Annotated in this window: 12 protein-coding genes; 7 read left to right on the top strand and 5 right to left on the bottom strand. The window is 42.5% G+C overall.

Annotated elements, in window-relative coordinates; translation table 11 throughout:
* Nucleotides 1-148 precede the first annotated feature (148 nt).
* The 4 genes from ACO05V_RS00650 to ACO05V_RS00635 all read right to left on the bottom strand — a co-directional run bounded on the left by ACO05V_RS00650 (nt 149) and on the right by ACO05V_RS00635 (nt 4,053).
* On the bottom strand, nt 149-925 hold the full coding sequence (locus ACO05V_RS00650; protein ID WP_421846538.1) for a lamin tail domain-containing protein: 777 nt from the start codon (nt 923-925) through the stop codon (nt 149-151).
* Nucleotides 926-973: 48 nt separating this feature from the next.
* Nucleotides 974-2,083, bottom strand: coding sequence for a hypothetical protein (locus tag ACO05V_RS00645; protein ID WP_421846536.1), 1,110 nt, complete (start codon nt 2,081-2,083; stop codon nt 974-976).
* A 58-nt stretch (nt 2,084-2,141) separates the two neighbouring features.
* Nucleotides 2,142-3,026 (bottom strand): N-acetylmuramidase family protein, encoded by an 885-nt coding sequence (locus ACO05V_RS00640; RefSeq protein WP_421846534.1) that lies wholly within the window; start codon nt 3,024-3,026, stop codon nt 2,142-2,144.
* Nucleotides 3,027-3,183: 157 nt separating this feature from the next.
* Entirely contained in the window at nt 3,184-4,053 is an 870-nt protein-coding gene (locus ACO05V_RS00635; protein ID WP_421846532.1) for a LysR family transcriptional regulator, read from the bottom strand.
* 121 nt (nt 4,054-4,174) lie between these two features.
* Between ACO05V_RS00635 and ACO05V_RS00630 the strand changes: the two genes are divergently transcribed.
* The 4 genes from ACO05V_RS00630 to ACO05V_RS00615 all read left to right on the top strand — a co-directional run bounded on the left by ACO05V_RS00630 (nt 4,175) and on the right by ACO05V_RS00615 (nt 7,106).
* Nucleotides 4,175-5,143: a DMT family transporter gene (locus tag ACO05V_RS00630; RefSeq protein WP_421846530.1), complete on the top strand. Its 969-nt coding sequence runs from the start codon at nt 4,175-4,177 to the stop codon at nt 5,141-5,143.
* Between the two features lie 93 nt (nt 5,144-5,236).
* Nucleotides 5,237-6,079, top strand: a complete 843-nt coding sequence (locus ACO05V_RS00625) for a helix-turn-helix domain-containing protein (protein WP_421846528.1) — start codon at nt 5,237-5,239, stop codon at nt 6,077-6,079.
* Nucleotides 6,080-6,148: 69 nt separating this feature from the next.
* Nucleotides 6,149-6,733 (top strand): LysE family translocator, encoded by a 585-nt coding sequence (locus ACO05V_RS00620; RefSeq protein WP_421846526.1) that lies wholly within the window; start codon nt 6,149-6,151, stop codon nt 6,731-6,733.
* A 148-nt stretch (nt 6,734-6,881) separates the two neighbouring features.
* Complete coding sequence (locus ACO05V_RS00615) at nt 6,882-7,106, top strand: hypothetical protein (protein WP_421846524.1); 225 nt, start codon at nt 6,882-6,884, stop codon at nt 7,104-7,106.
* Between the two features lie 40 nt (nt 7,107-7,146).
* Here the strand turns inward: ACO05V_RS00615 and iadA are convergent, their stop codons facing one another.
* A complete protein-coding gene (iadA, locus tag ACO05V_RS00610) occupies nt 7,147-8,316 on the bottom strand; it encodes a beta-aspartyl-peptidase (protein ID WP_421846522.1) in 1,170 nt (389 codons plus the stop codon).
* 185 nt (nt 8,317-8,501) lie between these two features.
* Here iadA and ACO05V_RS00605 point away from each other — a divergent pair, with 185 nt between their 5' ends.
* The 3 genes from ACO05V_RS00605 to ACO05V_RS00595 all read left to right on the top strand — a co-directional run bounded on the left by ACO05V_RS00605 (nt 8,502) and on the right by ACO05V_RS00595 (nt 11,669).
* Nucleotides 8,502-9,173: a GntR family transcriptional regulator gene (locus ACO05V_RS00605; RefSeq protein WP_421846520.1), complete on the top strand. Its 672-nt coding sequence runs from the start codon at nt 8,502-8,504 to the stop codon at nt 9,171-9,173.
* 256 nt (nt 9,174-9,429) lie between these two features.
* Nucleotides 9,430-10,449 (top strand): amino acid ABC transporter substrate-binding protein, encoded by a 1,020-nt coding sequence (locus ACO05V_RS00600; RefSeq protein WP_421846518.1) that lies wholly within the window; start codon nt 9,430-9,432, stop codon nt 10,447-10,449.
* A gap of 86 nt (nt 10,450-10,535) precedes the next feature.
* The gene (locus ACO05V_RS00595; RefSeq protein WP_421846516.1) at nt 10,536-11,669 is read left to right on the top strand and encodes an amino acid ABC transporter permease; all 1,134 of its coding nucleotides are present in this window, start codon (nt 10,536-10,538) and stop codon (nt 11,667-11,669) included.

Raw genomic sequence — 11,669 nt, 5'->3', positions numbered from 1 at the left:
CATGATGGTTAAACCCCGTGACGAGCGACATATTGCAAGAGTCGTCGGCCATCTTCAGCAAGCATAGCAAGCTCTTTGTGTGACGATGGTGTTGCTGTTATCAATGCGTCGTTTGCCACGGGAGTTTTCTCTTAAGTAGTGGTTATGGTTAGTAGCGATAACTGGATACTTCGTTATCTCGGTAGTTGATTAGCGTGCAACCGCCACGAGAATTGTTCCAGATGGCTTTTGGACTATTAAAACTGTACTCGTTCTGCTGTAAATCCGCTTTGTTGGTGTAAACCCTGAGAGATGTGTAAGCCTCTAATTTAGTGCCTTCTGGGAAGTGGAATACGCTATTGTTTGTCTTGGCTTCTAAGCGCCATCCAGATAGCACCGCATCTTCGTTAGACACATTGCTTATTTCGACAAATTCATCATCTTCAGTATGATGTTCTTTGCCATCAAAATTCATATGGCTAATGAGAATTTTTCTATTCGCATTGTCGCCGTAGGATAAGGTGGAAATGGTTTGACCTTCATCATCAAACAAGGTTCCGGTGTCACCTCGATTGCTCCAAATGGGTCTATTGGTATTAAAGCTATGCTCGGTTCTACCTTGTGTGTCTATGCATATAGTGTCGTTAGGAAAAATAAAGGTATCTTCAGGGAAAATATAAACTTGTCGGGGGGAGCTGGCTTGAATTCGCCAGCCGCTGATATCTATTATCAAGCCTCCATGGTTACGAATCGTCACTGATTCATCCAGTGGGTGAGGGCTGCCTTTAAAGTCAATGTCCTCGATTTGAACTTGGCTTAAGGCTTGTAGTTTATTGAGTTTTAGCCAATATTCATCAGCTTGTAGTCGGCTCATTGGTGAGCAAGATGCGAATAAATTGAGCGATTTAGTGAGTTCTTTACTTAGCTGTTTATTGAAAAAAGACATGGTTTTTTCCTTTTTTAGTCTGAAAAATTATTGCAGGGATATAAATTTTTATAGGGCGTTAGCCGCTTCTTTTAATTTATCAAACATTACTTTCTGGTTGCTGTTATCAGCAAAAGCAATAGTGTTTGATGTATAAATATTTTGTTTTGTGTCTAGGCTTAATACACTTGCTCGACCAGTGCTACCCCAAAATGTATTGACCATTGTTCTGTCTTCGGCTGGGATTTCATGTAAAATTCTTGATTTATAATGCAAAATATTAGTAGAACCTGCTGGGAAGTTTGATTGCCTTTGATAATCTTGCATTTCTAAGTTGAGATTGACGTAGTTATCTTTACTAATATCCACTCGAAGTAATGCTGCTGGCCGGAGGGAAGCGCTTGCTCGCCCATTATTGGTGGTTACAACACTGACATCAAAATAACTGTAAAGATTTTTTTGCTCTATTTTTAGTTTTGCTATTTGCGTATCGATAGCTTGAAGATTGTCTCGTAATGTTTCTACACGAACTTCATTTTCAGAGATGACTTCAAGAAGATCCTTTTTAACATCAGAAAGAAGAAAGGTTAATGCAGCCGTATTGATTGGGACGGCTTTGCCTTTTTGGAAATGCATGTCAGTATAATCACGGGTAATTTTTAGTACCTGTTCCTCATAGTATCGTGCTTCGTCATCGTCAATGTAATTACGTAGCGACCAATCTTTAATATCTCCCACACGGAACTCTGTTAATAAATGAACCTTATCTTGTGGGTCCAAGTATTTGTCAATTATATCAATGTGGCTATTTAATATGGATCTTGTCTCAGTGATATTTTTCATATCAGTTTTAGATTTTTCAAAAGCGGTGCTAATAGTGTCAATTGTGAACTCAGGATGATTTATTTTATCAGCACGTTTTCCGTTTTTATCATAAGAATAGAAAAGGTCTTCATCTAGGTATGGCTTAATCAATTGGAGCTCATCTGTTGATAGTGGCACCTTGAAGTCGTCTGAATTAATACGGCGGATCTCTGTTATTTCTATATTGATATCAGGCTGAGCAATAAAATGAATTTGCCAAATAGGAATGATGGCAGCAGAAAGAATACCCATTATAAAAAGGATAATGGCTTTTGCATGCTTGCCTAGTATTTCGTTTATCGTCTTCAGAGACATGGTATTTCCTTGTAAATAACCCATTTTTGATCCGTCGTATTGGTTATTGATTTAAGCATTAGCAGTGTCTCTTGTAAGCACTTTCTAATTTTTTATCGTAATTATTTTCAGCATAGCTCGGACCGTTGTAATAACGAGCGAAGGTTGGCCAATCTAGCTTTTGTATCGCATCGAGCAATCGACTGTTTGATTTGATGAAGTTTACAAAGGCAATAAGGTGGTGACGTTCTGCAAAAAACATGTCTCTAACAAAGGTTTCTAGATCGTCATAACCAGCGGCTTGATGGTTGAACCCCATGATTTGATAACGACCAAAAGAGGCCGATTTGAGCGCGGCAGTGCGGTCAAGTGTCATGGCTGTTTGTAGGCGTCCATATTCTTTTTCCCCGCCAAGGTATAAAGAGCGATCCCATTTTTTTGAGGAGATTTCAGGATGAGATTCATCAAAACGATGGTCGCTGTATTTTGAAAACTGGTGGGCTTCAAACAGAATGCAAGGCGCATCATTCTCAAAATAACCACTGCCTGATGATTCCACTTCAGAGACGGCTTTGATTGCAGCAACTTCGCAGTTCAATAGTCCAGCTGCATGCTGATAATCTTCTTCTGTTAAGCCTTTTTCTGGCTCAATTTTAGGTAAAAATAAACTTAATGTAGAAGACGGTTGTTGAATCGCCTTTTCTAACGCCTTGTGGGTTTTGCCGTTGCAGCTGATTAAACTATCTGGATTCTTGAACCCTAGAATTTTTTCTTGCATGAGCGCAATAGCGTGGCAGGTCTTTGATACGCTTGGATTTGTTCCAATTTGACCGTCTTCCGATAACGGTTCATCTAAACCGATTTTTTTTTGGATAGCATTGAGCGCTTTTTGTATCTTTAGCACGTCTTCTGCTTGGTTTTCTCCACCAATACCAACGGACGACGAAAGGACGAGTTCAGACATAATGCATTCCTATTAAGTGATGAATTTCATGCAAAGCTTAAATAGAATGATCTTCAGGTAATTGGTGAAACCTAGGGATTTGTCTGGTAAACGAAGGAAGTTCGGAATTTGCGGGCAGATCAAAAACTGTGTGTTCCGTTCTGTTCTGATATAGACATTAAGAGTCGACTTTTAATGCTTGAACTATTTGCTCGTAAATCACATCCACAGCCGCTGATTTTTGTGATCGTTTGCTGCGAAAGACAGCCACTTCCATGGCCGCTAGTTTAGGTAAATCATATTCAGCGGGTAAATTTTGTAAGATTTGCAATTCGGTGGGAACGCTGCAACGAGTCAGTGCTGCGACAGCTAATCCACTTTCTACTGCGGCAAGCTGACCAGCTAGCCCTGAGCTTTTATAAACAATGCGATAATCTTTGTTGAACTTATTTAAGGCCGACAATGTTTCAATTTGCGCCATGCTACCCGCTTCATAGACCGCAATAGGTAAAGGATTGCGTCGCCAGACCTCGTATTTTGACGCTCCCACCCAAACGAGCGGCTCCTGAAAAAGCAACTCCCCATTTTCTGGTTTGTCGCGAGAGATTAGCGCAATATCCAATTCATTACCAATAATGCGCGGAATAAGAGAGGTTGATTGTTCACAGGTTAATTCGATTTCTACGCCCATATAGCGACTAACAAAGCTTCGTAATATAGGGGCTAGGTACATGGCATAGTCATCAGGAACACCGATGCGAATTAGGCCAGTCAATTGCGTACCAAATAGTGCGTCATAGGCCTCAGACTGTAGTTCGAGGATTCGTCGTGAGTAGGCAAGTAATTCAATGCCTTTTGATGTGACCTCTAAATGACGAGGCCCTCTGGATAAAATGGCCGTACCAATAATGTCTTCTAACTTTTTGATGTGCATGCTGACGGCGGATTGAGAGCGATGCACTAAGGGGGCGGCGGCGGATAAAGACCCAGTATCGACCACTGCCACAAAGGTTCGTAACCAACTTATTTGTAAGTCAGGGTAATTCATCGGTATTACCTATTCGTTTTTCGAATAATTGATTTGTAAGTTATGCGTTTTACTATTGTATATAACTAAGCGACGCTTGCTGCAAGAACAGAAGGTATTCATTTTAAGCTGAGGGTTAAACATGGTTTCTGACGCTGCAGATACAAAGGGGATTTCTTCCACTTTATCGGTTAGTCGTGGTTTGCTCTATGTGTCCTTTGCTGCCATTGCATGGGGCACGGGCGGGGCTGTCGCTGCCGTTCTCTATCGCAGTGGTCTTGGGCCGATTGCGGTCTCGTTTTGGCGTTTCGCCATCGGTATGTTGGTTCTTGCTATTGTGGCTCTCGTTATGAGTTCGAAAGACAAAAGAAGCGCTATGGGAGAGTTCATCCTTGAGCGCTGGGCACGAATTATTGTCATTGGCATGGGATTAGCAATTTATCAGACTGCGTATTTCGCAGCGGTGCAATATAGCGGCTTAGCAGTGGCCACCATAGTGACGTTAGGGTTGGGACCAATTTTGATGGCTATCGGTTCTCATCTGACAATGGGTGAACGAATCGGCTGGTCGGGTGCTCTGATCATCGCCTTTGCTATTCTTGGCCTTGGTTTGTTGACGGGGGGCGGAGATGTTGAGACCAGCTCACTGCTAGGGCTAACTTTTGCTCTCCTATCTTCTATCTGTTATGCCAGTGTCACTTTGATTACTAGAGCGATGGGTCGGCGTGATCGTACTGATCAATTTAATATTACCTTCTTTGGCATAATAATCGGAACCATTTGTCTATTGCCATTCGCCTTACTTGAAGGCTTGCTGCCTCTATCAGGAAACTATCTTTCTAGCTTTGCTCTTCTTAGTTATCTTGGTTTGGTGCCGACTGCGGTTGCCTACATACTGTTCAATACCGGCCTTGCTTCTGTCCGCGCCACAACGGCATCGGTTATTGTGCTCGTCGAACCCGTGACGGCGGCGGTTATTGCTGTGTTATTTTTGGGCGAAAAGCTGACGCCTTTGGCTATGTTTGGCGTGATTATTTTAATGGCATCGGTTGTTGTTTTGGCCCTTGCTGAACGCCATAGTGCAGGATTCGTTGCTAAACATAATGGTTAGTCAAGACAGTTCATTGAGCAATATCGTCCAATCTTTTTTGTTTGTTATTGGTTAGTCTATGGTTATGGATTGGGCGAGTTGAGAGAGGGTGTGATGTCGGCAGAAAATCGTTTTCAGTTTGCGAAAAGCGCTGTGCTTGATGAGGTCATGTTGCTGGAAGCCTCTATGAGCGATTTTTCTTATGGTACTCATGCCCATGAGGAGTTTTCGTTTGGTGTGACGTTATCGGGTCGTCAGGATTTCTTCGCTTTAGGTGAACATCACAAAAGCTATGCCGGCAATGTGATTGTGTTTAATCCAGAAGACGCTCACGATGGTCATTCTGGTGCTGATGACCCGCTCCATTACAAAATGCTTTATGTTCATCCTGACCAATTAAGCCCTATGCTTGAAAGCGCAGGCGTTCATCGCGCGCAAGACTTTCGCATCGAGCAGGCTGTACAAAACGATACTGTGCTAAAAACGCATATTTTACGTTTGGCGGCGTTAGTAGAAAACGACACCTCATCTGCGCTCGAATACTCGTCTGCCTTGTTTGAGTTTGCCGAATATTTAGCATGCCAAAAGGGAATTCAGCGCTCTGTTAGTCTAGGCAAGTCCAAACGTCGCGCGAAAGACCCTGTATTTGAACGAGTACGTGATTATTTACATGCTCATGTCGGGGAAGAGGTGTCTCTCGACGAGTTAAGCCAAGTGGCGCATATGTCTAAGTACCACTTGTTACGCTGTTTCCGTGATTATTTTGGTATGACGCCACATCAATATTGGCAAAATTATCGTATTAACCGCGCCAAAGAAGCGCTCGAATTGGGTATGCCATTGGCTGATGTGGCATTTACCTTTGGCTTCACGGATCTGAGTTACTTTAACCGGCGATTCAAACCCATGTTTGGGCTCACTCCTTATCAATTTAGGCGCACTTTGCTGCGTACCTAGTAGCAACACAACACTCGAACTCTTTTTTCTATTACTTCGTTTAATCAAATATCCATTTGAGGGATTCCTATGCTCGAAATACTCATCTACGCCTTTGGCGTTATGTACAGTCCTGGCCCTGCTAATATGCTAGCGCTTTTTGCTGGTGTGAATGGTCAGGGTTGGCGTGCTTTTTTGTATTGTGTGGGCGTAGGGCTTGCCATGTTGATCTTGTTCTTACTGATCGGCTATTTAGGGGGAGAAATTATCCCTCAAGAATACCAATCGATTATCGCCATACTGGGTGGCATTTATATCGCTTATCTTGGTGTAAAAATTCTGCAAACGAGTTTTCAATCCACGACGATAAAGGCAAAAAATACAGCAGTGAGCTTTAAAACAGGGCTGATATTACAACTTTGTAATCCTAAAGCTTTGGTCGCAATTGTACCGATTGTTACGGTGCAATTTCCGCGAGAGCAGATTGCAGATGGGCAAATTGCTGTATGGTCATTTGGGCTGGCTGTCATGGCTTGCGGGGCGCCAAGCGTGTATTTAATAGCTGGTTCATGTCTTAAAAAAGCCGCGTTGAACCCCAAGGTAATGGCGTGGGTTAACCGTGTGATGGCGCTATTGCTATTCTATGTTGCCTATCGATTTATTGTTAATCCGTAAAACACACAGAATGTGTGAAAAATGACAATACAGATTGTCTGTATTGAATTCTGTGTGCCTTTTTAATGATCTGTCTGAGTCTGTTTGGCTGGTGTTAATACACTTAATATTGTTCGCTCACACATCTAATTCGGCAAGCGAGGTTGATATGATCATTATTGCGTTACTCCAGCATTTTTCAATTTGTTTTCAGCGTTACCACTCTCGTAAAAAACTTAGTGGCTTATCTCATGAGCTGCGTAAAGACCTCGGTATCATGCAAGATAGCTTTGAGGCCGAAGTCGCCAAAGGCAATGTGTTTACTCTGATCAAAGAATTGATTGTTGCCCCTAAGTTAGTGGCCGCAAAAAAGAACAGTGCTGAAGGGGAGTAGGTGACTCCTTGCTCTCAAAAAAGAGCAAGGAGTTTTTTGTTTAGTCCTCAAACGTCCCTTTGATTTGAGCGATGCCATCTTTTATATGACAAACGCCTTTAGCGAAGGTGTGTTGGATGTCGAGTTTTTTATCAAGAATTAAGAAATCAGCGTCCTTTCCTAATGATATTTCCCCTTTGTCACTGGCTAACCCTAAGCATTGAGCCGGTGCTTGAGTGAAAGGAATAACCGCTTCAGTGATAGACATATTTTCGACCTGAATCATTTCTTTTAGCTGATAGAGTAAAGAGCCAAATCCCGCTACTTTCAGACCAATAAGTTCGCGCTTTTCATTGAATATTGGCACAGAGCCATTACCGTCTGAGCTAATGCAAACTCGGCTAGTATCAATGTTTTGTGTTTTACAGCGAGTGAGGAACGTGGATGCTTTAACGCTGCCTGTAGCACCTTTGTCTGGGTTGATGCCAGCGGTCAAATCAACAAAACCACCTTGTTTCAACCATTCCATACCTTGCTCTGCCAGTAATTCGGTGCGATTGACGTGAGTCGGTATGAACTGAGAAACCGGAATGTCAGATTGTTCTACTACTTCAAACAGCCGGCCAAAGCCTTTCTTGGAATTGCCAAGATGTACGACAACACGACCACACTTTCCAGAAATAAGGCCTGCAACACGGGCTTCTGAAGCCATTCGTGATAGCTCTTCTATGGTTGGTTGTGAAGAACGATGGTCGGAAAGGGCGGTTTTTAATCCAATGACTCGGTCGATAAAGACAATATCACGTTGAATCGATTGAGTAATGGTCTCGGTTGGAACCTTGTAGCCGCCAGTAAACATATAAGCACTTACACCTTCGGTGGTCAGGGCTTTTGCTTTAGCGTAGAGGCTTTCATTATGTCGTGTAGCACTGTCTGTTCCTAACAAACCAACAACTGTGGTAATGCCAGCTCGAGTTAAATGACTGAGTAATACTTCGGGAGTACGAGTGTGATAACCGCCTTCTCCACCGCCACCTATCAGGTGCACATGACCATCGACAAAACCTGGGATGAGTGTTTGTCCTTGTGCATCAACAATGTTGATATCAGCGATGTTTGTGATGTCAATCTTGCTTTCTATCTTTAAAATTTTGCCAGCAGCGACCAAAATATCTTTGATACCAAGTGCTTCTGGTGCATACACATTTGCATTTTTAACGAGAGTGAACATATATAAAACCATAATGGATACATTTTGTTGGTATTTTTATATCAAGTGAATACATTAATCAAGTTTCTATCGTCTGTATTTCTATTGTCTACAGTCGCAGATATGACGACTCTATGTTAAAATCTTGTCCATATTTTATGTGGTTTTATTCAGAAACTTCATTAATCTCAATTAGATAGGCTTTCATGAGCGAAAATAACAAGCAAAAAGCAGTGTTGTCCGTTACGGAAGACATACGAGCTAAGATCTTGGATGGGACTTATCCTGAAGGAATGGCACTTTCTCAAGTGGATATTGCTAGTACTTATCAGGTTAGCCGCACGCCGGTACGTGAAGCCTTGCAGATTTTAGCAGGAGAAGAGCTAGTTGATATTCGCGACACGGGTAGAGCAACAGTTACGACGATTTCGCCCGAGAGCTTTCTTGAAAAATGTGAGCTTAGAGCGTTAATTGAGGTGAAGTTACTAGAGTTAGCAATTCCTTTAATGGGCTCGGAAGATATAGCGAAAGCCCGGGAAATCAATGAAAGTCTGAAGAAATGCGCACCTGAAGAATGGACACCATTGAACTATCAGTTCCACGAAGTTTTGTACAAACCTGCGAATCGTCCTTTGATGCAAAATGTCATCAAAGACCTGCATCATCGTCATTATGCGCGCTTAAAGTCTTTTATTTTGAGTCACCGTAATACACCTCGTTCCTTGCGTGAGCACGATGAATTGATAGATCGCTGTGAACGTCAAGACATAGAAGGCGCTTGTTATGCGTTGGAAAGTCATATCATGATGAGCGCTTATGCTCTGGCCGAACAGTTGAAATCACAGCAATTAAAGCGTCGTCAAACTGCTTCATTGTAATTCCTCACCTTATTCATAACGTTGCTCTTTCTATCGCCTTCTTAGGGGTTTTCCTTAGGAAGGTGTTGTTATTCCTGTGCCTGCCTCACTGTACCGACACTTTTTTCTGAATTCAGTCATTTCTTATTTGACAATATGTATTCTAATACAGGTAATGAACTTGCATTTATGGATCCATTTATTCATTATTGACTCTTAATATGTATCCAAAGTATTCTTTATTTGTCACATTGGAACTTAATATAGGATTACAACAATGAAAAAACTAATTGCGACGGCGATTATTGGTGCTGGGGTTTTATCCGCTAGCGCTTCTGTTTACGCAGCGGATAAGCTACAAGAAGTAAAAGCACGTGGTGTTATGAAGTGCGGTATTCACCCCGGTAAAGCTGGTTTTTCAACGCCTGATACGAAAGGCAATTGGACTGGATTGGATGTTGAACTTTGTAAGGCTGTTGCGGCAGCAGTATTTGGCGATGCTTCTAAAGTCGAGTTTATTACGATGAATTCTCGTAACCGTTTGACAGCCTTAGTGACAGATGAGATTGACATGTTGGCGCGTTCTACCACTTTTACAGCGACTCGCGATGGTTTGAATGGTGTGGATGTCACCACGCCTTGGTTTTATGACGGCCAAGCTTTGATGGTGAAAAAAGAATTGGGTGTGAACTCAATTGAAGAATTAGACGGCGCGACTATTTGTACTTATCCAGGTACAACGAGCGAGAAAAACATTAACGATTATTTTGAATCACATGGTTTAAGCTATAAAGCACTTATCGTTGAAGGCTGTGCTGAATCCACCGCCGCTTACCTAGCTAATCGCTGTGATGCCGTGACCAACGATGCCTCTGCATTGGCCGCTGATCGCCAAGGTATGCCGGATCCGTCAGCAAACGTTATTTTGCCTGAGCGTATTTCCAAAGAGCCATTGGGCGCATATGTAAAACAAGGTAATGATGAATGGCGTCAAGTAGTCACTTGGACAGCAATGGCATTGATCGAAGCTGAAGAAATGGGCATTACTCAAGGCAATGTTGATGAAAAGTTGAAAAGCACAAAACCAGCCGTTATGCGCTTATTGGGCACTGAAGGCAAACTGGGTGACAACTTTGGTTTAGATAATAAGTGGGCTTATAACGCGATTAAAGCGGTGGGCAACTATGGTGAAATTTTTGATCGTAATTTGGGTAAAGATTCTCCGCTGAAATTTGATCGAGGCTTAAACGATCTTTATACCAAAGGTGGTTTGTTGTACGCCTATCCGTTCCGTTAATACTAATTTAGCCAGTTTCTTGATGTAGGAACTGGCTTTTTTGTTGTGTTTGGCTCTTGTTCCGTGCCATCGATGGTAGTTGTTTTATGCACACTTTTTTATATAACCGCAAAGTCCGAGACATTCTGATACAGCTTGTGTTTCTCGTGGCTATTTGTTTTGGGGCGACCTATCTTGCGCTGAATGCTGCGACCAATATGCGCGATGCGGGTTTGACTAGCGGCTTTGACTTTCTCTTTCAACGCGCTGGCTACGATATTAGCTATAGCTTGATTCACTATGATCCAAAAACCTCCACGCATCTGATGGCGTGGGCAGCAGGCATGGTTAATACCATTGCTTTTGCTATCGTGGCTATTTTGCTAACGACTGTGCTGGCTTTGTGTTTGGCTGTGATGCGTTTGTCGCAGAATTTCTTGCTGTCAAAAGTGTCTCTTTGCTTGGTGGAATATGTGCGTAACGTACCCATTTTAGTGCATATTTCTGTTTGGTATACCTTGTCACTAACTTTGCCAAGTGTGCGTCAGGCATTTGATTTTGGCGGCGTATCTTTTCTTTCAAATCGCGGTTGGTCCATTCCAAGTGTGCAATGGAATTATGGTTTTTTGGCCTCTTTCGTGGTGATTACGCTCTGGTTTGTAATGTATGTAGCAATCAAAAAGAAGGTGTCTACAGGCGGACGACGTTTTGTATCTTTGCTGTCGATGACAGTTGTTTTGGTGATGCTAGCGAGCCTTGTTTCTGACCCTATTATGACGTTCACTGCCCCTAAATTAGTCGGCTTTAATTTCAAACATGGTTGGACGCTACCTCCGGAATTCATAATGCTTATTATTGCAGTAAGTACTTACTCTGCATCCCACGGATCGGAAGTGATTCGAGGCAGTATTTTGGCTATCTCAAAAGGTCAAATGGAAGCAGGTCTAGCGCTTGGTGTTAAACATAACGTAGTGATGAATAAAGTGATTATTCCACAAGCACTGCATTCTATTATTCCGCCAATGACGTCTATTTACATCAATGTCTTAAAAGCCGCTGCCTTGGGTTCCGTTGTGGGCTTTATGGACATTATGGGCACCATGGGTGGAAGTAGTTTAAACATTACAGGCCAAGCCATTGAGTGCATCGTGATCGTGATGGTGAGCTATGGGGTTTTGAACTTGATACTGGCGGCCATTATGGGACGTTTCAACAAAGCCATGCAGTTGAAAGGACGATAA

It is taken from the genome of Marinomonas sp., from assembly GCF_965225885.1.
Lineage (GTDB): Bacteria > Pseudomonadota > Gammaproteobacteria > Pseudomonadales > Marinomonadaceae > Marinomonas.
This window is presented reverse-complemented; position numbering and strand designations above follow the sequence as displayed.

What these genes read in the sequence shown, in the direction of transcription:
- ACO05V_RS00635 (WP_421846532.1), bottom strand. Translation starts at nt 4,053, where the DNA reads ATGAATTACCCTGACTTACAAATAAGTTGGTTACGAACCTTTGTGGCA.
- ACO05V_RS00605 (WP_421846520.1), top strand. Translation starts at nt 8,502, where the DNA reads ATGAGCGAAAATAACAAGCAAAAAGCAGTGTTGTCCGTTACGGAAGAC.
- iadA (WP_421846522.1), bottom strand. Translation starts at nt 8,316, where the DNA reads ATGTTCACTCTCGTTAAAAATGCAAATGTGTATGCACCAGAAGCACTT.
- ACO05V_RS00645 (WP_421846536.1), bottom strand. Translation starts at nt 2,083, where the DNA reads ATGTCTCTGAAGACGATAAACGAAATACTAGGCAAGCATGCAAAAGCC.
- ACO05V_RS00595 (WP_421846516.1), top strand. Translation starts at nt 10,536, where the DNA reads ATGCACACTTTTTTATATAACCGCAAAGTCCGAGACATTCTGATACAG.
- ACO05V_RS00600 (WP_421846518.1), top strand. Translation starts at nt 9,430, where the DNA reads ATGAAAAAACTAATTGCGACGGCGATTATTGGTGCTGGGGTTTTATCC.
- ACO05V_RS00640 (WP_421846534.1), bottom strand. Translation starts at nt 3,026, where the DNA reads ATGTCTGAACTCGTCCTTTCGTCGTCCGTTGGTATTGGTGGAGAAAAC.
- ACO05V_RS00620 (WP_421846526.1), top strand. Translation starts at nt 6,149, where the DNA reads ATGCTCGAAATACTCATCTACGCCTTTGGCGTTATGTACAGTCCTGGC.
- ACO05V_RS00630 (WP_421846530.1), top strand. Translation starts at nt 4,175, where the DNA reads ATGGTTTCTGACGCTGCAGATACAAAGGGGATTTCTTCCACTTTATCG.
- ACO05V_RS00615 (WP_421846524.1), top strand. Translation starts at nt 6,882, where the DNA reads ATGATCATTATTGCGTTACTCCAGCATTTTTCAATTTGTTTTCAGCGT.
- ACO05V_RS00625 (WP_421846528.1), top strand. Translation starts at nt 5,237, where the DNA reads ATGTCGGCAGAAAATCGTTTTCAGTTTGCGAAAAGCGCTGTGCTTGAT.
- ACO05V_RS00650 (WP_421846538.1), bottom strand. Translation starts at nt 925, where the DNA reads ATGTCTTTTTTCAATAAACAGCTAAGTAAAGAACTCACTAAATCGCTC.